This window comes from Nannocystis pusilla, assembly GCF_020073745.1.
In the GTDB taxonomy this organism is placed as follows: Bacteria; Myxococcota_A; Polyangia; order Nannocystales; family Nannocystaceae; genus Nannocystis; species Nannocystis radixulma.
Window position 1 is genome coordinate 102,119 of sequence record NZ_JAIRAU010000002.1, and the last position, 18,072, is coordinate 120,190.

At 73.4% G+C, this 18,072-nt stretch carries 11 protein-coding genes; 7 read left to right on the top strand and 4 right to left on the bottom strand.

All coding sequences use genetic code 11. From position 1 onward, the window contains the following. The first annotated feature begins 296 nt into the window (after window positions 1-296). The 3 genes from K7C98_RS06460 to K7C98_RS06470 all read left to right on the top strand — a co-directional run bounded on the left by K7C98_RS06460 (window position 297) and on the right by K7C98_RS06470 (window position 4,202). Window positions 297-1,367, top strand: a complete 1,071-nt coding sequence (locus K7C98_RS06460; RefSeq protein WP_224190674.1) for a methyltransferase — start codon at window positions 297-299, stop codon at window positions 1,365-1,367. A 73-nt stretch (window positions 1,368-1,440) separates the two neighbouring features. After that, window positions 1,441-2,733, top strand: a complete 1,293-nt coding sequence (locus K7C98_RS06465; protein WP_224190675.1) for a M16 family metallopeptidase — start codon at window positions 1,441-1,443, stop codon at window positions 2,731-2,733. 158 nt (window positions 2,734-2,891) lie between these two features. After that, the gene (locus K7C98_RS06470; protein WP_224190676.1) at window positions 2,892-4,202 is read left to right on the top strand and encodes a M16 family metallopeptidase; all 1,311 of its coding nucleotides are present in this window, start codon (window positions 2,892-2,894) and stop codon (window positions 4,200-4,202) included. A gap of 196 nt (window positions 4,203-4,398) precedes the next feature. Here the strand turns inward: K7C98_RS06470 and K7C98_RS06475 are convergent, their stop codons facing one another. The 3 genes from K7C98_RS06475 to K7C98_RS06485 form a co-directional block, all read right to left on the bottom strand. Further along, window positions 4,399-5,718, bottom strand: a complete 1,320-nt coding sequence (locus K7C98_RS06475) for an OmpA family protein (protein ID WP_224190677.1) — start codon at window positions 5,716-5,718, stop codon at window positions 4,399-4,401. Window positions 5,719-5,959: 241 nt separating this feature from the next. Further along, complete coding sequence (locus tag K7C98_RS06480; protein WP_224190678.1) at window positions 5,960-8,269, bottom strand: hybrid sensor histidine kinase/response regulator; 2,310 nt, start codon at window positions 8,267-8,269, stop codon at window positions 5,960-5,962. Window positions 8,270-8,568: 299 nt separating this feature from the next. Further along, complete coding sequence (locus K7C98_RS06485; protein ID WP_224190679.1) at window positions 8,569-9,594, bottom strand: Glu/Leu/Phe/Val dehydrogenase dimerization domain-containing protein; 1,026 nt, start codon at window positions 9,592-9,594, stop codon at window positions 8,569-8,571. Window positions 9,595-9,649: 55 nt separating this feature from the next. Here K7C98_RS06485 and K7C98_RS06490 point away from each other — a divergent pair, with 55 nt between their 5' ends. The 3 genes from K7C98_RS06490 to K7C98_RS06500 all read left to right on the top strand — a co-directional run bounded on the left by K7C98_RS06490 (window position 9,650) and on the right by K7C98_RS06500 (window position 14,395). Continuing rightward, window positions 9,650-10,273 (top strand): hypothetical protein, encoded by a 624-nt coding sequence (locus tag K7C98_RS06490; RefSeq protein ID WP_224190680.1) that lies wholly within the window; start codon window positions 9,650-9,652, stop codon window positions 10,271-10,273. 102 nt (window positions 10,274-10,375) lie between these two features. Further along, window positions 10,376-12,880: an SPFH domain-containing protein gene (locus K7C98_RS06495; RefSeq protein ID WP_224190681.1), complete on the top strand. Its 2,505-nt coding sequence runs from the start codon at window positions 10,376-10,378 to the stop codon at window positions 12,878-12,880. 264 nt (window positions 12,881-13,144) lie between these two features. Continuing rightward, window positions 13,145-14,395, top strand: a complete 1,251-nt coding sequence (locus tag K7C98_RS06500) for a radical SAM/SPASM domain-containing protein (RefSeq protein WP_224190682.1) — start codon at window positions 13,145-13,147, stop codon at window positions 14,393-14,395. Between the two features lie 478 nt (window positions 14,396-14,873). On the opposite strand, the gene K7C98_RS06505 is transcribed toward K7C98_RS06500, so the two are convergent. Beyond that, complete coding sequence (locus K7C98_RS06505; protein ID WP_224190683.1) at window positions 14,874-15,323, bottom strand: hypothetical protein; 450 nt, start codon at window positions 15,321-15,323, stop codon at window positions 14,874-14,876. 210 nt (window positions 15,324-15,533) lie between these two features. On the opposite strand from K7C98_RS06505, the gene K7C98_RS06510 reads away from it, so the two are divergent. Then, window positions 15,534-17,951 carry an HTTM domain-containing protein gene (locus K7C98_RS06510; RefSeq protein ID WP_224190684.1) on the top strand — a complete coding sequence of 806 codons (2,418 nt, stop codon included), beginning with the start codon at window positions 15,534-15,536 and terminating at the stop codon, window positions 17,949-17,951. Window positions 17,952-18,072: the final 121 nt, after the last annotated feature.

Here is an 18,072-nt window from a genome sequence, read left to right on the forward strand (position 1 = left end):
GCGCCGCGAGGGTGGTTGCTTCGGCCGAGGATGTAGCGATCAAGTTCGTGCGCCCCGGGGCCCACGGACACAGGAACTTCGCGACCGTGATCGCCACGAGGGAGATCGCCCGCCTCGCACAAGGCAAGGCGGGGCGGCCGGCCCGCCTGCGGGCCACGGGGACGGGCGCGCAGGCGCGTCCTGGGGGGCCGCAGCCGCGGTTGTGGCTCCCCAGGATGCGCGAAAACGCTCTCTGCCGACCAGGGGCTCTGCCACTCGTCGGCGGGGCCACGGTGAGCGAAAGTCGGGCCTCCGGCATGACCGCTCAAGCCCCCAAGCCCATCAGCGCGCTCGAAGCGCTGGAGCGCGCGCAGTGGATCGCGTTCGCTCCGTTCGTGTTCCAGGCGGCCCGCGTGCTGCGCGACCGCGGGATCCTCCTCGCCATCGAGCAGAGCAAGGACGGCCTGACGCTCGAGGAGGTGGCGGCCGCGGCCGGGCTGCCGATCTACGGCACGCGGGTGGTGCTCGAGGCGGGGCTCGGGATCGGGCTGGTCGCCGAGGTCGAGGGCCGCTATCGCATCACCAAGACCGGCGTGTACGTGCAACACGACGCGATGACCCGCGCCAACTTCGACTTCACGCGCGACGTGAACTACCACGGGATCGCGGCCCTCGACGCGGCGGTGGCCTCGGGCAAGCCCGAGGGGCTCAAGGTGTTCGGCGAGTGGTCCACGGTGTACGAGGGGCTCGCGCAATTGCCGGAGTCGGTGCGAAAGTCGTGGTTCGGCTTCGACCACTATTATTCGGACGGCGCATTCGGGGCCGCGCTGCCGCTGGTGTTCGCCGGCAAGCCGCGGCGCCTGCTCGACATCGGCGGCAACACAGGCAAGTGGGCGATCGCCTGCATGAAGCACGACCCGGACGTCGAGGTGACGCTGATGGACCTGCCGGGCCAGCTGCGCAACGCCGAGCAGAACCTGCGCGAGGCGGGGCTGCTGGCGCGGGCCCGCTTCCTCGAGGCCGACCTGCTCGACGAGCGCACGCTCATCCCGGCCGAATTCGACGCGATCTGGATGAGCCAGTTCCTCGACTGCTTCTCCGAGGCCGAGATCGTGTCGATCCTGCGCCGCTGCGTCGCGGCCACCGGGCCCAATTGCAGGATCTACATCCTCGAGGCGTTCTGGGACCGCCAGCGCTTCGCGGCCGCGAGCTTCTGCCTGCAGATGACGTCGCTCTACTTCACGGCGGTCGCCAACGGCACCAGCCAGATGTACCGCTCGACGACGTTCCTCGCGTGCCTGCACGCGGCCGGCCTCGAGGTCGAGCGCGAGTACGACGACCTCGGGGTCAGCCACACGCTGCTGGTCTGTCGCCCGCGGCCGATGTGAGAGGGCAAGGACGGCAGGGAGTTCCGATCGCGGGCCGCAGCCCGCGAGGGCCGCCTCCGATAAGTTGTAGGCGATGATCGCCGCCTTGCTCGCGCTGCTCGCCGCGCCGGCCGTGACGCCGGGCGAGGACGCGCACTACCACCTCGACAACGGGATCGAGGTGATCCTCCGCCACGATCGCCGGGCCCCGCTGGTCGCGGTGCGCCTGCGGATCCACGCCGGCAGCGTCGACGATCCGCGCGGGCGTAGCGGGCTGGCCCACATGGTCGAACACATGGCCCACGAAGGGTCGACGCACGCGCCCCGCGAGCGGCGCGAGACGCTCGAATACCTGCTCTCGGCCCACGCGAACAACGCGGAGACCCGGTTCTATGCGACCGAGTATTACTACACGGCGCCGGCGCAGGCGACCGAGCAGATGCTGTGGATCGAGGCCGATCGCCTCGGCTTCGTGCGCGGCCAGCACGGCGCGGCCACGCTCGACGCGGTGCGCCGGATCGTGATCAACGAGCGGCGCGAACGGGCCGAGCAGGATCCGTTCGCGCGGCTCGAGATCCAGGCGTTGTCGGCGCTGTTCCCGGCGGGCCATCCGTATCACGGGGCGGTGATCGGCAGCGCCGCCGATCTGGCGGCGGCGACGATCGCCGACGTCGACGCGTTCCTCGGCCGCTGGGTGCAGCCGGGCAACGCGACGCTGGTGCTGGTGGGCGACCTGCCGGCCGAGACGACGACGTGGATCGAGCGCCAATTCGGCGGATTGCCGGGCACGCCGCGGCCGGCCGCACGCACGGTGCCGAGCGTGAGTCCGACGCAGGAGCGACGCCTGGCCGCCGAGCAGCCGATCGGCGCGGCCCCGGCGGTGCTCATGGCCTGGCCGTCGCCCGCGCTCGACGGCGACGGCGACGCGGCCGCCGACGTGCTCGCCGAGGCGCTCGAGCGCGGCGGCTTCGTCCGCCTGGCCCGCGCCGAGGCGCCGGCGCAGGTGGCCGAATTCTCGGCGACGCAGCGCAGCCTGCCGAACCAGTCGATCTTCTTCGTGCGGGTGATCGGCCGCGTGGGCGCGACGCCGGAGGGCCTCGTCGCGGAGGTCGATCGCGTGCTGGCCGGCGTGGCCGCGGGGGCGCTCGACGAGCCTGCCCTGCGACGCGCTCGCCTGCGGCTCGCGCGAGCGCACCGCAGCGCGAGCCAGGACCTGCAGGACCGCGCCGAACTGCTGGCGAGCGAGGCGGCGGCCGGCAAGCCGCTCGGGGGGTCGACCGATCGCGATGAATGGTCGGCAGTGACGCAAGAGGCGGTCGCCCGCCTCGTGCGCGAGGTGCTGCGACCCGAAGCGCGCGTGACCGTGCTGGCGGAGGGCGAGCGATGAGCGGGGCGCGGTCGACATGGATCGACGAGGCGCCGCCCGTCGATTTTAATATGTCCTTCGGGACAGCCGGGGCTGAACGTCAGCCGGCAAGCCCCGCGTCCGTCCGGGCGGTCGCGTGGAGGGCCAAGATCGCGGGCGTCCTCGGGGGGGTCATTGCGATGGTCTTCGTCGTCGCGTGCGCGAGCAATCAGTCGTGGCGGTACACGCCGCCGGAGCTGCCCACGGAGGCGCCGCCGGTGGTCGCGCCGCGGGTCGAGCGGATCGGGGCGGGGCTGCTGCAGGTGCGCCGCGCGGGCCCGACGGTGGCGATCGGGCTGGCTTTGCGGACACCTCGTGCGATGGATCCGTCGCTGGCGAGCTTCACCCTCGAGCTGGTGGCCCGCGGACCCGATCGCGCGATCGAGGACGCGCTCGGCGAGTACGGCGGAGCGCTCACGGCGACGTGGCTCGGCGACGGGGCGCTGCTGTTGGCCGAGGTCGACGCGGCCGCGTGGGCGCCCGCGCTGGCGACGATCGCGGCGGCGGTGCGCCGGCCGGAATTCACGCCGGCCGACGTCGAGGTGCTGCGGGACGAGCGACTGGCGGCGATCCAGCGCCGCGACGGCGATCCGGCCCGTCGGGGCCTGCACGCGCTGGTGCGCCGCGTCGCGCCGGGGCTCGACGCGCTCGGCGAGGCGCGCCCGACGTCGCGCTGGTCGATCGAACATGTCCGAAGGTTGCATGCCCAATTGTTGCGCGAGGGGGAACCTACGCTGGTGATCGTCGGCGATCCGCCCCGGGCCGAGCTCGAGCGGGCCGTCGCCGGCCTCGGCGGGTGGGGCGTCGCGGCGGCGCAATCGATGGCTCCGGCCGCGCCGGCGCAGGCCCGGGGCGAGGTGCTGGTGGTGCCGCGGCCCGGGCTGGCGCAGACGGCCATCGCCGTCGGCCGCGCGGTCGACGGCGCCGACGACCTCGCGCTCGAGCTGGCCGCGGCGGTGGTCGGCTCGGCGCTGCGCGAGGTGCTGCGGCGCGAGCGCGGCGCCACGTACGGAGTGTCGGTGACGCACACGCCGGCGCGAGGCGGCGGCCTGCTGGCGATCGAGACCCAGGTCGACGCGGCGGCCACCGGCGCGTCGCTGCGGGCGATGATCTCGCAGCTGAAGGCGGTGCAGGGCCGCTTCCTGACCGGCGAGGTGCTGCGGCTGCTCGGCCGCGCGTTCCAGGTCGAGCGCATGCTGGCTCACCAGCGCGTGGTCGACGTCGCCGCCGCGGTGGCGCAGCTCCACGTGTCGGGACGGCCCGACGACGCCCTGGCGGCCGAGCTGCGCCGGCTCGGGGCGGTGCGCGACGACGACATCGAGCGCGCGCTGGCGAGGTGGTTCGAGCCCGCCGCGCTGCAGATCGTGCTGGTCGGCGATCCGGCGACGATCCGCGCCCAGGTCGAGCCGCTCGGCCTCGGTCCGCTGAAGATCGTGGATGACGGGCCCTGAAGGACATGTCCGGAGGGACATGTGAGAACGCGGCCGGGCGGGAACAGGCGGCCCGAGGAGAGCCCGACAGGCTCGCCGGCGGTGACGTGTCCGTTCGTGTTCACGCCGCGTGACGCGGGCGCTCACGACCCAAAGCGTCGGGCGCCGCGACCTCGCGGCGCCCGGGCGGGTTTGTGAAGGATCCGTGGACGGCCGCTCACGACTTCGGCGGGAGCACGCGCAGGGCGATCCGGCGGTTCTGCGCGCGACCCTCCTCGGTGGTGTTGGGGGCGACCGGGTGCTGTTCGCCGTAGCCCTCGGTCTCGATGCGATCGCCGGCGATCCCGCGCGACACCAGCTCCTTCTTCACGTTGTCGGCGCGCTCCTGCGACAGCTTGAGGTTGGCGTCGGGGTCGCCGGTGTTGTCGGTGTAGCCGCCGATCTTGATGTGCACGTTCGGGTAGGCCTTGAGGATCTCGGCCAGGTTCTCGAGCTGCTCGTGCGAGCCGGAGGCCAGCGTCTGCGCGTTGGTGTCGAACACCAGGCGGTCGAACTCGAACCACTCCTTGTCGTCGTACCTGGCGCTCTTGTTGCGCAAGAACCCCAGCAGCTTGGCCTCGACGCCGTTCTCGCGGAAGCGCAGCTCGCGGTTGACCTCGGCGACGTGGACCGCCTTGACCTCCTGCTCGGCCTTGGGCATCGGCTTGCTCACGGGCGCAGGCGCGGGGGTCGTGGGCGTGGTGGCCGGGGCGGGCTTGGTGGCCGGCGGCGGGGTGGCCGGCGGCGTGCGGGTGCTGGCGGGCGTCTCGTAGCGCGTCACCGCGGTGTCGACGGGCTTCTCGACGCGGCGGCTGTCGATGAACCACCAGGCGAGCAGCGCCAGCGGCAGCAGGGCGAGGGGGATGGCCCACCAGGCGGGCCGCTTGGGCTCGACGACGGCGGGGTGCGAGAGGTGCGGCAGCGAGGGGGTCGCCTCGCGGGCGACGTCGTAGATCTGGGCCCGACCGATGAGGTTGGCCATCGTCGCCGGCACGGCGTTCATGATCTCGCTCTGGTTGCCGAGCAGCGCCTGGCCGAGCGAGCCGACCGTCAACCCGCCGCCGCGCACGAGGCCGCCGATCGCTCGCAGCATCAGCGGCGCGGCCAGCCCCATCAGCGACGCCGCGGTGGTGTTGCCGACGCCGGCGTGACGCGCGAGGCCGCCGACGACGTCGTCGGTCCGGCCGCCGAACAGGCTCGACATCACGCGACTGCCGAGGTCGCGCGCCCGGGTCGCCTCGGCCGCGCCGCTGAGCAGCCGGGCGGGGTCGTCGAGGGTCGAGCTGCTCAGCGCGGGGTCCTGGACCATGTTGAAGAACTCGCCGAGCGCCAGCGGATCCCTGGCCTTGTTCGCCAGACCGGCGAGCAAGGCCGAACCCGCGGCCGCCAGACCCTTCGACGCCGACCCGCTCGAGATCCCGAGGGCGGACGCGGCGCCGTTGACGATGCCGCCGGAGGTCAGCGCGTCGCGAACTGTGTCTGTCAGTGAGAACGTCATGATGGTTCCTTTCGAGTCGGGCAGAAGAGTAATCAGGTCGCGCGACGCGACAACCACGCCCCGCCGCCGTGCGCGGCGCCGCCGGACGCGCCGCGATCGCGGTGCGCCGGCGACGGCGAGGCGACGGCGGCCTGCCCCGGTCCGCCCCCGGCGCCCCGGCTCAATGGCCCGAAGGACATGTCTCAAAAGACTTGTGTCTCGCGCTCGAGCCCGCTGCGCACCCGTGTGACCCGGGCCGCGCTCACGAGGCCGCCGGCTCGCCGTCGAGGAGCCGGCGGACCAGGCCGACGAGCGCCTCGCCGGTGAACGGCTTGGCGATGAAGCTGGCGGTCGCGTCGAGCTCGGCGGCGGCCTGCATGGCGCGCTCGGGCGAGCCGCTCATGAACAGCACGCGCAGGCCGGGGCAGCGCGTGGACATGCGGTGCGCCAGGCTGGCGCCGGTGGTCCACGGCATCACGAGGTCGGTGACGAGCAGATCGATGGCGCCGCCGTTGCGCTCGCACAGCAGCAGCGCCTCGGCCGCGTCGGCGGCCGCCAGCACGTGATAGCCGGCCGCCGCGAGCACGCGCAGCACGAGTCGCCGCACCTGCTCGCTGTCCTCGACCAGCAGGACGGTCTCGCCGCCGGGCGGCCGCAGCTGCGGCGCGGGCGCGGCCGAGGGCCGCCGCGGGGCGACCTCCTCCTCGCGCGGGAAGTAGATCCGGAAGGTGGTGCCGCCCCCGAGGTGACTGTCGACGACGATGGCGCCGCCGGCCTGGCGGACGATGCCGTAGACGATGGACAGGCCCATGCCGGTGCCGAGCCCGGGCGGCTTGGTGGTGAAGAACGGCTCGAAGATCCGGGCCCGCGTGACCTCGTCCATGCCGCTGCCGTCGTCGCGCACGGTGAGCACGACGCGCGGACCGGGCGGCAGGTCGATGTGCACGCCGTCGTCGTCGCCGGCCTCGAGCCGGGCGGTGGTGATCACGACGCGACCGCCGGCGCGGGTGGCGTCGCGGGCGTTGATCACGAGGTTGACGAGGACCTGATCGAGCTGTCCGGGACCCATCCGCACCGGGCACGGCGCGCCGGCCAGCGAGCAGGTCAGCAGCCGATCCTCGCCGAGCAGGCGGACGAGCATGCCGCGGAGCTCGCGGGTCTTGGCGCTGATGTCGATGATCTCGGGCGCGACGACGTCGCGGCGGCCGAAGCTCAGGAGCTGCTGCGTGAGCGCGGCGGCCCGCTCGCTGGCATTGCGGATCTCCGCGAGGTCGGCGACCTCGCTGCCGCTCGCCCGAGAGGCCGCGACGCTCTGCTCGAGCATGCCGGTGTAACTGAGGATCACGGTGAGGAGGTTGTTGAAGTCGTGGGCCACGCCGGCGGCCATGCGCCCGAGGACCTCCATCTTCTGCGCCTCCTGGAAGCGCCGCTCGAGGTGCCGCTCGCGGGTGACGTCGAGGACGTGGACGAGCACGAGGTCGGGCGGGACGAAGCCGAGCGAGACGACGTAGATCGAGGGCAGACCGCCGACGCCGGCGAGCTCGATCTCGCGGCGGCTGGGCGCCTCGCTGCCGGCGCAGGTGCGCAGCGCGTCGGCGAGGTCGGGGCGGTCGGGCAGCAGCTGGTCGAGGCTGCGACCGATCCACGCGGGCACGCGGCCGTCGCTGAGCGTGAAGGCGGCGCGGTTGTGATCGACGAGCACGAAGCTGTCGCCGCGCTGCTGCCACACCACGGTGGCGATCGGCAGGCGCTCGTAGAGGTCGCGGGCGTGGCGCTCGCTGGACCGCAGCGCGTCGGCGATGCGGGCCCGCTCGGCGAGCGCGCCGATCCGGCCGGCGATCACGTGCAGCATCTCCTGCTCCTCGCGCTGGAAGTAGCGCTCGCGCGGGACGTCGCTGTCGACGATCCGGCACACCTCGACGACGCCGGCGACCCGGCCCTCGACGTTGATCGGGGCCGACTGACAGCACCGGTCGGAGGCGAAGCGCGGCGAGGTGTAGAGGCGGTTGCCGAGCTGGATCCGCGCCGCGACCTCGGGCGGGTAGCTGTAGCCGCGAGGGATCCGGTCGGCGATCTGCCACAGCGCCTCGTCGAGCGTGGACTCGTCGCCGGCGATCGAGGAGACCTCGTAGAGCAGCTCGAGCTCCTTGAGCCGCTCGTGCAGGTCGTGCTCGGCGCGTCGCAGCGGCGAGATGTCGGTGATGAAGCCCTCGAGCACGGCGCTCGTGCCTTGGCCGCGGATGAGGCGGCCGCGCTCCCACACCTGCTTGGTGCGCCCGGCGCGGTCGCGGATCCGGTACTCGAGCGTGAACGACTGGCCGGCGGCGATCGCCGACTCGACCGCGGCCTCGACCGCGCGGCGGTCCATCGGCACGATCAGCTCGGCGTAGGCCCGCCGCTCGCTCGCCAGCAATTCATCGGGGCGATAACCGGTGAGCTCGAGCGCGCCGGCGCTGACGTAGTCGAGCGTCCAGGCGCGGTCGGCCCGGCAGCGATAGACCATGCCTGGCAGGCTGTCGAGCAGCGCGGCGAAATCCTGCGCCGTGCATGCCTCTCCCTCGGACTCGGGCATATGCGCGTCAGCATAGCGGACGGCGCGCGTGCATTCTCATCTCGCGGCCGGTGACGAGGCTGGCGACGCGAGGGACGCCGTTCGCGGCGGGGCGGGCGCGACACCGCGTGGGCGCGACGGGCCCTTTCTGACGGGCCGGGGCCGTCCATCCGCGCCCGCCGCCGGAGCGCGGCGTCGGCAGCAGCAGACGAGCAAGGGACCGGGGCCGGGAGCCGATGCGCGGGGACGTCCGACCCGGCCGGCGTGGCGATCCATGTCTAGAGAGACATGTTCGAGTAAGCATGTCCTCGAAGACAGCGTCACTGCTGCCGCGCCGCGGCGATCCGGGCGGCGGCGCGGCGGTCGGCGAGGGCCTCGGTGGTGGCGCCGGTGGCCGCGCTCTCGGCCAGCAGCTCGGCGGCGGTGGCCCCGAGCGCGGCGATCAGCGGCCCGCGATCGGCGAGGCCCATGACCGAGCGGCCGATGCCCTCGATCACGGCCCCGGCCGAGGCGACCACGTCCGGCACGTGCAGGATCCCGCGGGCGCGCAGCGCCTCGGCGACCCCCGGCCCGGCGAGCAGGTTGTTGGCGGCGCCGCACACCGCCCACGCCGGCAGCGCGGCCGCGAGCTCGGCCGTGATCACCCCGCCGACGGCGCACGGCGCCAGCACGTCGACCGGCGCCAGCAAGATGTCTTTGGGGTCATGCACGTGTGAACCTGTCGCAACGGCCAGGTCGTGGGCGCGCCGCGGGTCGACGTCGGCGACCAGGAGGAAGGCGCCCTCGGCCGCGAGCGCGCGGGCGACCGCCGAGCCGATCGCGCCGCAGCCCTGGACGGCGACCCGCAGGCCGCCGAGGCCGCGGCCGCGGGCGCGGGCGACCGCGCGGACGCAGGCGACCATGCCGCGGGCGACCGCCTCGGCCAGGCCGCGATCGTCGGCATGAACGTAAGGACAGGTCTCGGCCATCGCCGCGAGGTCGGCCGAGGTGGTGCCGAGGTCGCCGGCGGTGCGGAAGATCCCGCCGAGCTCGGCGACGAAGCGGCCGAGTCGGCGGAACGCGGCCGGGCGGTCGAGGCCGGGGTGGTCGAGGACGACGGCCTTGGCCCCGCCGGCGTCGAGGCCCGCGAGCGCGCACTTGCGGGTCATCGCCCGCGCCAGCGCGGCGGCCTCGGCGATCATCGCCGCGGCGTCGGGGTAGGCCCCGGTTCGCACGCCGCCGGCAGCTGGCCCGAGGGACAGGTCATCGATCACCAGCGCGGCGCTCAGGCCCGAGGGCGGGTCGCGCCACAGCACGCAGCGGGCGGCGCCCGCGGGGTCGAGGAGCTCGGGGATCGTCGCGGACATGGGCGCGACTTTACCCGGCTTGCGCGCGCGCGGGCGCCGGCCTACCGTCGCGCGCGTGGGCACCTGGGATCACGGACTCTACGACAACGACGCGGCGCTCGACCTCCTGGCCGGGCTGGTGACCCTGCCGGCCCTCGATGCGTCGCCGGCGGAGCTGGCGGTGGGCGTCGGCCTGGTCGCGTGGATGCAGCCGGTGGTCCTGCAGATGCGCGGGGCGGGCCACGTCGCGGCCGCGCTGGCGCACGGCGAGGCGCTGCCGGTCGCGGCGCGCGAGGTGCTGGAGGCGCTGGCGCGCGATCTCGAGGGCGCGCTGCAGCAGCGCTCGCGCAGCGAGGCCGCGTCGGCGGCGATCGGCGGCTACAACGACGGCCCGCGGTTCGACGCGCTGGTGCGCCTGCCCGGCGGGCAGGCGAGCATCGACGCGCTCGGCGAGCGGGCGGCGAAGGTCCTCGATCGCGCCGACGACGTCGATCTGTACGAGGCCGCCGGCGACTTCGCGGCGCTCGGCGTCGTCATCCAGCTGGTCGAGGCCGGGCTGTGGCGGCCCGTGCCGGCGCGGGTGGCCGAGTGGCGCGCCCGCTTCGATCGCGCCGACGCGGGCACGCGCGAGGAGCGGGGCTTCTGGGACGACTACGTCGCGCGCGTGCGCCTCGGCTTCGAGCTCGTCGCGCGCGCGTGAGCGCGCCTGCGCGATCGCGACGCGCGGCCCCGGGGCTGCCTTCGCGGCGCGTCGGCTCGTATGCTCGGGGCCCGCGACGTCAGCCGTCGCGACAGGAGCCCCATGAACGACCGAGGCCGTGAACGAGACCTTGTCCTCGCACCGAACGAGTTCGCCTTCATCCTGGACGAGACGAAGGGCAACATCAACGTCTACGTCGGGCCGCACAAGACGAGCCTCGCCAACACCGACGCGCCGGTGGTGTTCGACGCCGGCAGCAAGCGGTTCGAGCGGCGCCAGCTCGACGGCGCGATCCAGGCGCTGTCGATCGCGCCCGAGGGCTGGTACCTGGTCCTGAAGAACCCGGCGACCGACAAGAGCCACCCGCGGACCGGCGCGCTCAACAACCTGCCGTCGCTCGACACCGGTCGCAAGGTCAACATCCCCGGGCCGGCCTCGTTCGCGCTGTGGCCCGGCCAGATGGTCCGGGTCATCCAGGGCCACCACCTGCGCTCCAATCAATACCTGCTGGTCCGCGTGTACGACGAGGAGGGCGCCAAGGCCAACTGGAAGAACGCGGTCCTGCGCATGCGCCCCGAGGCGGCGCCCGACGAGGCCGAGGCGGCGGCCAAGGTGCAGCGGCCGCCCGACCTGACGATGGGCACGCTGCTGATCATCCGCGGCACCGAGGTCGCTTTCTACATCCCGCCGACGGGCGTCGAGGTCGTGCCCGACGTCGAGGGCAACTACGTGCGCGAGGCGATCACGCTCGAGCGGCTCGAGTACTGCATCCTGCTCGACGAGAACGGCAACAAGCGCTACATCCAGGGCCCCGACGTGGTGTTTCCGCAGCCGACGGAGACCTTCGTGGCGATCCGCGGCGCCCGCAAGTTCCGCGCGCTCGAGCTCAACGAGAACACCGGCCTCTACATCAAGGTCATCGCGCCGTACGAGGAGAACGGGGCCCGCTACAAGGTCGGCGACGAGCTGTTCATCACCGGCAAGGACACGATGATCTACCTGCCGCGGCCGGAGCACGCGATCATCAAGTACGGCGAGCAGGAGCGCCACTACGCGGTGGCGATCCCGGCCGGCGAGGCGCGCTACGTGCTCGACCGCAACAAGGGCACGATCACGCTCAAGCGCGGGCCGGCGATCTATCTCCCCGATCCGCGCACGGAGCTGATCATCCGCCGCGTCCTCGATCCGAAGACCGTGTCGCTGTGGTTCCCCGGCAACCGCGAGGCGTACGACTACAACCGCCGCCTGGCCCAGCAGAACGCGCCGCAGATCGCGGCCGAGTTCGCGGCCGTGGCGTCGGTGCCGGTGCAGTCGGCGCGGGCCTCGGCGGCGCCGAAGGCCGCGCCGGCCCCGGGCGGCCCGGCCGCGCCGCCGCCTCCGCCGCCGTCGTCGGAGTTCGCCGGCGACGACTTCACGCGCAGCCAGACGTTCACGGGGCCGCGCACGATCGTGCTCGACACTCGCTACGACGGCGCGGTCGCCATCGACGTGTGGACCGGCTACGCGGTGCTGGTGGTGTCGAAGACCGGCGAGCGCAAGGTCGTCGCCGGGCCGCACACGCACCTGCTCGAGTACGACGAGACGCTGCAGGTGCTCGAGCTGTCGACCGGCACGCCGAAGAGCGAGCAGAACCTGTACAAGACGGTGTACCTGCGGGTGCTCAACAACAAGGTGTCCGACCAGGTCGAGGTCGAGACCCGCGACCTCGTGCGCGTGCAGCTGCAGCTCAGCTACCGCGTCAACTTCGAGGGCGACCCGAACAAGTGGTTCGAGGTCGAGAATTACGTCAAGTTCCTGACCGACCACCTGCGCTCGCTGATCCGCGCGGCGGTCAAGCGCCACGGCATCGAGCAGTTCTACGCCGACTCGGTGGCGATCCTCCGCGACGTGATCCTCGGGACGGCGGGCGAGGACGGCAAGCGCCCCGGCCGTCGCTTCGAGGAGAACGGGATGCGCGTGTACGACGTCGAGGTCCTCGAGGTCGCGATCGGCGACGAGGCGATCGCCGAGCTGCTGGTCCAGGCGCAGCACGCCGCGGTCCAGCAGACGCTGTCGCTGGCGGCGGAGCAGCGCCGGCTCGAGATGGTGCGCCAGACCGAGGGCGTGACGCAGCAGGTCGCCGAGGCCAAGTCGGCGACGCTGCAGCAGGCGATCGCGCTGCGCACCCGCGAGGGCGAGCAGCAGCAGCGCTATCAGCTGGCCGAGCTGGCGGCCAAGCTCGACCTGCACGAGCGCGAGCAGCAGGCGCTGCTGGCCGAGCAGGAGCGCCTGGGGGCGATCCACGGGGCCGACCTCGGCCGCCGCCAGGCCACGGCCCAGCTCGAGCTGACGATCCAGCAGCAGCAGCTCGACCAGCGCCTGCGCGAGCTGCAGGCCGAGGTCACGGCGGTGGTCGAGAAGGCGCGGGCGGTCTCGCCCGACCTCATCGCCGCGCTGCAGGCGTTCGGCGATCGGGCCCTGGCCGAGAAGATGGCGGAGTCGATGGCGCCGCTGGCGATCCTCGGCGGGGAGAGCGTGGCCGAGGTGCTCGGCCGCCTGCTCCGCGGCACTCCGCTGGCGCGCCTGCTGCCGGCCGGCGAGGCGAAGACCGAGACAGCGAAGTCGTGAGGCCCTGGCAGCGCGCGCCCGCGTCGGCGCGGGCGCGCCGGCCATCGTGACAGTGCGAGCCCGGCGGCGATGTGGGGGCTCGCCGCCACCGATGGCGGGACCGGGACAGCGAAGTCGTGAGGCTTCGTCCTCGCGTTCGCGCGCCCCGGGGTGGGCGTGCGGGCGCGGACCGGATCGGCGTGTTAGGCTGCGCGCATGAGCTTGAGTGATGTGCGTCGTCGTCTGCCTGTCGTGGCTTCGCTGCCCGCACCCGACAACCGGTGGATGACGAACCCTGCCCGACGCGAGGCCAAGGGGCCGCGCTGGGCGGTGTGGGAGCTGACCCTCGCGTGTGACCAGCACTGCGCCCATTGCGGCCCGCGGGCGGGGCAGCGGCGGCCCAACGAGCTCACGACCGAGGAGTGCCTGCAGGTGGTGCGCGAGCTGAAGGAGCTCGGCTGCGGCGAGGTGGTGCTGATCGGCGGCGAGGCGTATCTGCGCAACGACTTCATCCTGATCATCCGGGCCATCCGCGAGGCCGGGATGGCGTGCACGATGACGACCGGCGGCCTCAACCTCAGCGAGGAGCGGGCCGCGGCGATGATCGAGGCGGGGATCGGGAGCGTGACGTTCTCGGTCGACGGCCTGCAAGCCACGCACGATCGCCTGCGCGGGGTGCCTGGGAGCTGGGAGCGTGCGTTCGCGGCGATGCGGCGGATCCGCGACGCCGGCGGCCGGATCGCCAGCAACACCCAGATCAACGCGCTGACCCGCACCGAGCTGCTGCCGCTGTTCGAGCTGCTGGCCGACGAGGGCATCCATTCGTGGCAGCTGCAGATCACGGTGCCGCACGGCAACGCGGCCGACCACCCGGAGATCCTGCTGCAGCCGCACATGTTCATCGACATCTTCAAGACGCTCGAGCAAGTGCTCGACCGCTGCGAGGCCCGCGGGGTCCGCCTGTGGCCCGGCAACAACCTCGGCTACTTCGGCCCGCTCGAGCGGCGCATGCGGAATTCACAGCGCAAGCACTGGCGCGGCTGCACGGCCGGGGTGTCGGTGATGGGCATCGAGAGCGACGGCTCGATCAAGAACTGCCCGAGCCTCGGCGGCGGCAACAACATCGGCGGCAACTGGCGCGTGCACGGGGTCAAGAAGGTGTGGGAAGAGTCGTATCAGCTCGGCTACATCCGCGCGCGCACGGTCGACGACCTGTGGGGTTATTGCCGCGAATGCTACTACGCCGAGACGTGCATGGCCGGCTGCACGGCAGCAGCCGAGCCGCTGCTCGGGCGCCCGGGCAACAATCCGTTCTGCCATCACCGCGCGCTGATGATGGAGCGGGCGGGGCTGCGCGAGCGCATCGAGCAGATCCGCGGGGCGGGCGGGCAGCCGTTCGACAACGGGCTGTTCCGGGTGATCCGCGAGCACGCCGATCCGGCGCTGCGGGAGCTGCATGGGCCGGTCGCGGTCGAGGAGCCGCGGGTGTCGCGGGCCGAGGAGCCGTTCGGGGCGGGGCGGACGCTCGTGCTGTGATTGGTTTGCGGCGGGGGCTGAGTGGCCAGCGCGGGGGGTCCGGTATGGCGCTTCGCGAATTGCCGACTGCGCCTCGCGGGGGTCCGGGGAAGGGTCGGCCGCGAGTTCAGCGTGCCGATGACCCCGACTTCGTCGTGGTCATCTTGCCCTCGTATTCGCGGCCGACCCTTCCCCGGACCCCTGGCACGGCTGCAGCCGTGAGGGGCCGACGCGGCGTCGTCGGCTTCGATGGGGGATGTCCCATGGGGCAGATCGCCAGCGCCTGTTCGACGGCCAGGGCTGGCCGCCGAACAGGCGCTTTCTCAAGTCATATACGCCGCGTCATTCCGGCGCGGGGAGATGCTCGCGCGGGGGCTGCATCGACGCGCGTCGGCGCCGAGACGGGCACCATAAACAATGGTGTGACGTGACCGTCAGGACATGTCCTGACAGACCCGCGGGGCCGCGAGGGCGTTCGCGGTGGGGCGGGGGCGCGAGCTCAGCCGCCGGTCGTGCCGGTGGTGGTGGTCTCACCCGTGGTGCTGGTGCCGGTGGTGCTGGTGCTCTCGGGCTCGCCGGTGCCGGTGGTGGTCCAGCCCTCGTCGGGGCCCGCGTAGGTCGAGGCGTCCGTGGTGCTCCAGTCCGTCGTGGTCGTCGTGGTGGAGGGGCCCTCGGTGGAGGTGCCCCAATCCTCGGTGGTCCACTCCTCGTCCGGGCCGGCGTAGGTGGCACCGTCGCCCGAGGGGTTGGGCGGATCGAGGGTCGAGTCGCCGATGGTGTTGTCCCCGCCCGAGGTGGTGGTGAGGGGACCGTTGGAGGTCGAGGTGTCGCCGGCGGTCTCGCTGTCCGCGTCGGTGCCCGACTCGGTGCCCGACTCGGTGCTCGCCGTGTCGCCGAGGTCCTTGTCGATCTGGCAGGCGGCGCCCAACACACCGAGGCTCGCGCTCAAGGCGACTGCCGTCCACGAGGGGCTGAACGTGTGACGCTGGATGTGGCCGCAGAACGGGCAGCTGGCGTCGGAGGCTCGGAATAGACAGGCGCACTCAGGGCAATCGATAAGAGCAGACATGGACGGACAATAGCAGAGGCGGCCCGCCGGTGACCAGAAAAACCGCGGGCCCGCGGGCGGACCCGCGGTGGGGTGGGATACACTCACGCGGTGTCTTTCGTGCTCGCGCTGGCGCTCGTCCTCCTGTCGGCGAGCCTTGTCGGGCTGATGGCGCTGCACCGTGAGGCGCTGCGGCGGGTGCTGCTGCGTGCGGTCGACCCGAGACCGCTGGCGCTGTTCCGGATCGCGTTCGGTTGTTGTCTGCTGGCGACAATGGTCGAGATCGCGCCGCTGCTCGATTATCTATTCTCCGACGAGGGCCTGCTGCCACGCGCCGTGGTGCCGGAGCTCATGGGGCGCGGGGCGACGATCGGCTTCGGCGACGGCGTGCGCGAGCCCGCGGGCCCGCGCGACCTGGCGGCGCTGCTCGAGTTCGTGACGAGCGGACGCTGGTCGCCGCTGTACTTCGGGGACAGCCCGACGGCGGTGCGGCTGCACTTCGCGGCGCTGGTGGTGGCGGCGCTCGGGCTGACCCTGGGCTGGCGCACCCGCGTCAGCACGATCCTCTGCTGGCTGCTGTACGCCGGGCTGCTGCGCCGCGGGGACGCCCACTGGGGCGGCGAGCAGGTGTTCTGCGCGTTCCTGTTCCTGCTGATGTGGTCGCGCTGCGGGGCGGCGTTCAGCGTCGACAACTGGCGGCGCTGCCGGGCCCTGCGACGACGTGGCTTTTTGAGCATGTCCTCGGGACCAGGCGAGGGAGCGGGCCTGGCTCCTTCGCCGGCGGCGCCGCGGGGGCTGGTGGCGATCTACCGCCGGATCCCGGCGTGGCCGCAGGCATTGATCGCCGGCCAGCTGGCGCTGTGTTACGTGGTCAACGGCTGGGCCAAGTCGGGCCCGACGTGGCGCTCGGGCGACGCGCTGCTGCTGGTGCTGTCGCGCGACACGTATGTCCGTTGGGACATGTCCGCGGCGATCGCCGCGGTCGGGCCGTGGCCGCTGCGCCTGGCCAGCTGGGGCGTGGCGTGGTGGGAGCGGCTGTTCCCGCTGGTGCTGGTCGGGCTGGCGCTGCGGGCCGTGGCGCGCAGCGGGGCGCCGGGGCTGCAGGGGGCCGCGAGCGCGGGGGCGCGGCTGTGTTGGGCCGGGATCGCGGTGGCGGCGGGGCTGGCCGCGTCTGTCCCCCAGGACCTGGTGGAAAAGTCAGGTGATCTCGGGGGGTCGGAGCGGGCGGCGACGCTGGCTGTGGTGGCGGCGATCGCCGCGGCGGTGGCGATCGCGGGGCCGCGGGCGGCGGCGGTGGGTCGGCGGCTGGCCGCAGGACCGCTGGCGCCGCGCTGGTGGCTGGGGTTCGGGGCGCTGTTCCACCTGGCCAACCACGCGCTGCTGGCCGTGGGGGCGTTCGCGCCGGCGACGCTGGCGGCCTACCTGGTGTGCGGGGCGGGCCCGTGGGCGGTGGCGATGTCGCAGCGAGCGCTGCGCGGGCTGGCGCGCCTGGGCGTACCTGTCCCTGAGCACCTGCGCCGAGAGACAGCCGTCGCGGCGGAGGATCCGTCGCTGCCGCACCTGCACCGCGACGCGGCAGCGCTGCCGGGGTGGGCGATCGCGGCCGCGGGCGGGTTGGTGCTGGCGGGCGGACTGGTGGGGCTGGCCGCGGGCGCCGGACCGCGGGCGTGGCACGCGGCCTGGCTGGCCGCAGGGACAGGTCTGACGATCGTCGGCTGGAGGGCCGCGCGGCGCCGTCGCAGCGAGACGACGGCGCTGGTCGAGCCGTGGGCGCACGGTCCGGCGGGTCGCCTCGCGGCCGGGGGGCTCGTGGCGTACCACGTGGTCGCGCTGCTGGTGTGGCAGCTGCCGGCGTGGTCGAGCCTGCCGTGGCGCGGGCCGGCGCGGGCGCTGGTCGGGCCGTGGATCGAGCTCAGCTACACCAGCCAGAGGTGGTCGATGTTCGCGCCCAATCCTCCGCGCGATCAGATGCTGGTGCGGACGACGGTGGTCGACGCGGCCGGGGTCCGCCACCGCTTCGCCGAGGGGCCGCAGCGCGCGGACGATCTGCCGCTGCCGCATCCGTGGCACGATCGCTGGCGCAAGATCGGCGACGGCCTGCTCGGGCAGCGCGAGCGCATGTCGCTGTGGCACGTGCGCTACCTGTGCCGCCGCTGGGCGCTCGAGCACGCGGGCGAGCCGGCCCGCGAGGCGCGGCTCGAGGGGCTGCGCGCGCCGCTGGCTCCGCCCGGCAGCGATCGCCGGGAGCACTTCGCGGCGCACGTCGAGACGCGGGTGCTGGCCCAGGTGAACTGCGCGGAGGAGCCGTTCGCCCAGCTGGCCCCCGAGGTGCGCGCGCGCCACGGGCTGCCGCCCGCGCCGCCCGGATCGCTGCGCTTCGTCTGGGCGCCGGAGCGGGCGGCGACGTGGGCCGAACGGCGCACGCGTCGCGATCCGCTGGCGCCCTTGTGGCCGCTGGCGGCGCTGGGGCTGCTGGCGGCGCTGGCGAGGTGGGCGCGCGAGGATCGGCGGGAGCGCGCCGGCGGGTGATTCGCAGGACAGGGCGTCACGGACAGGTCTTCGCAGCGCTGGCCGGCTGCGCCGAAGAGGGCGATCCTGGGCGTGGCGATGAGACATGCTTCGGTGGACATGTGATTTCAGTCATGGCGAA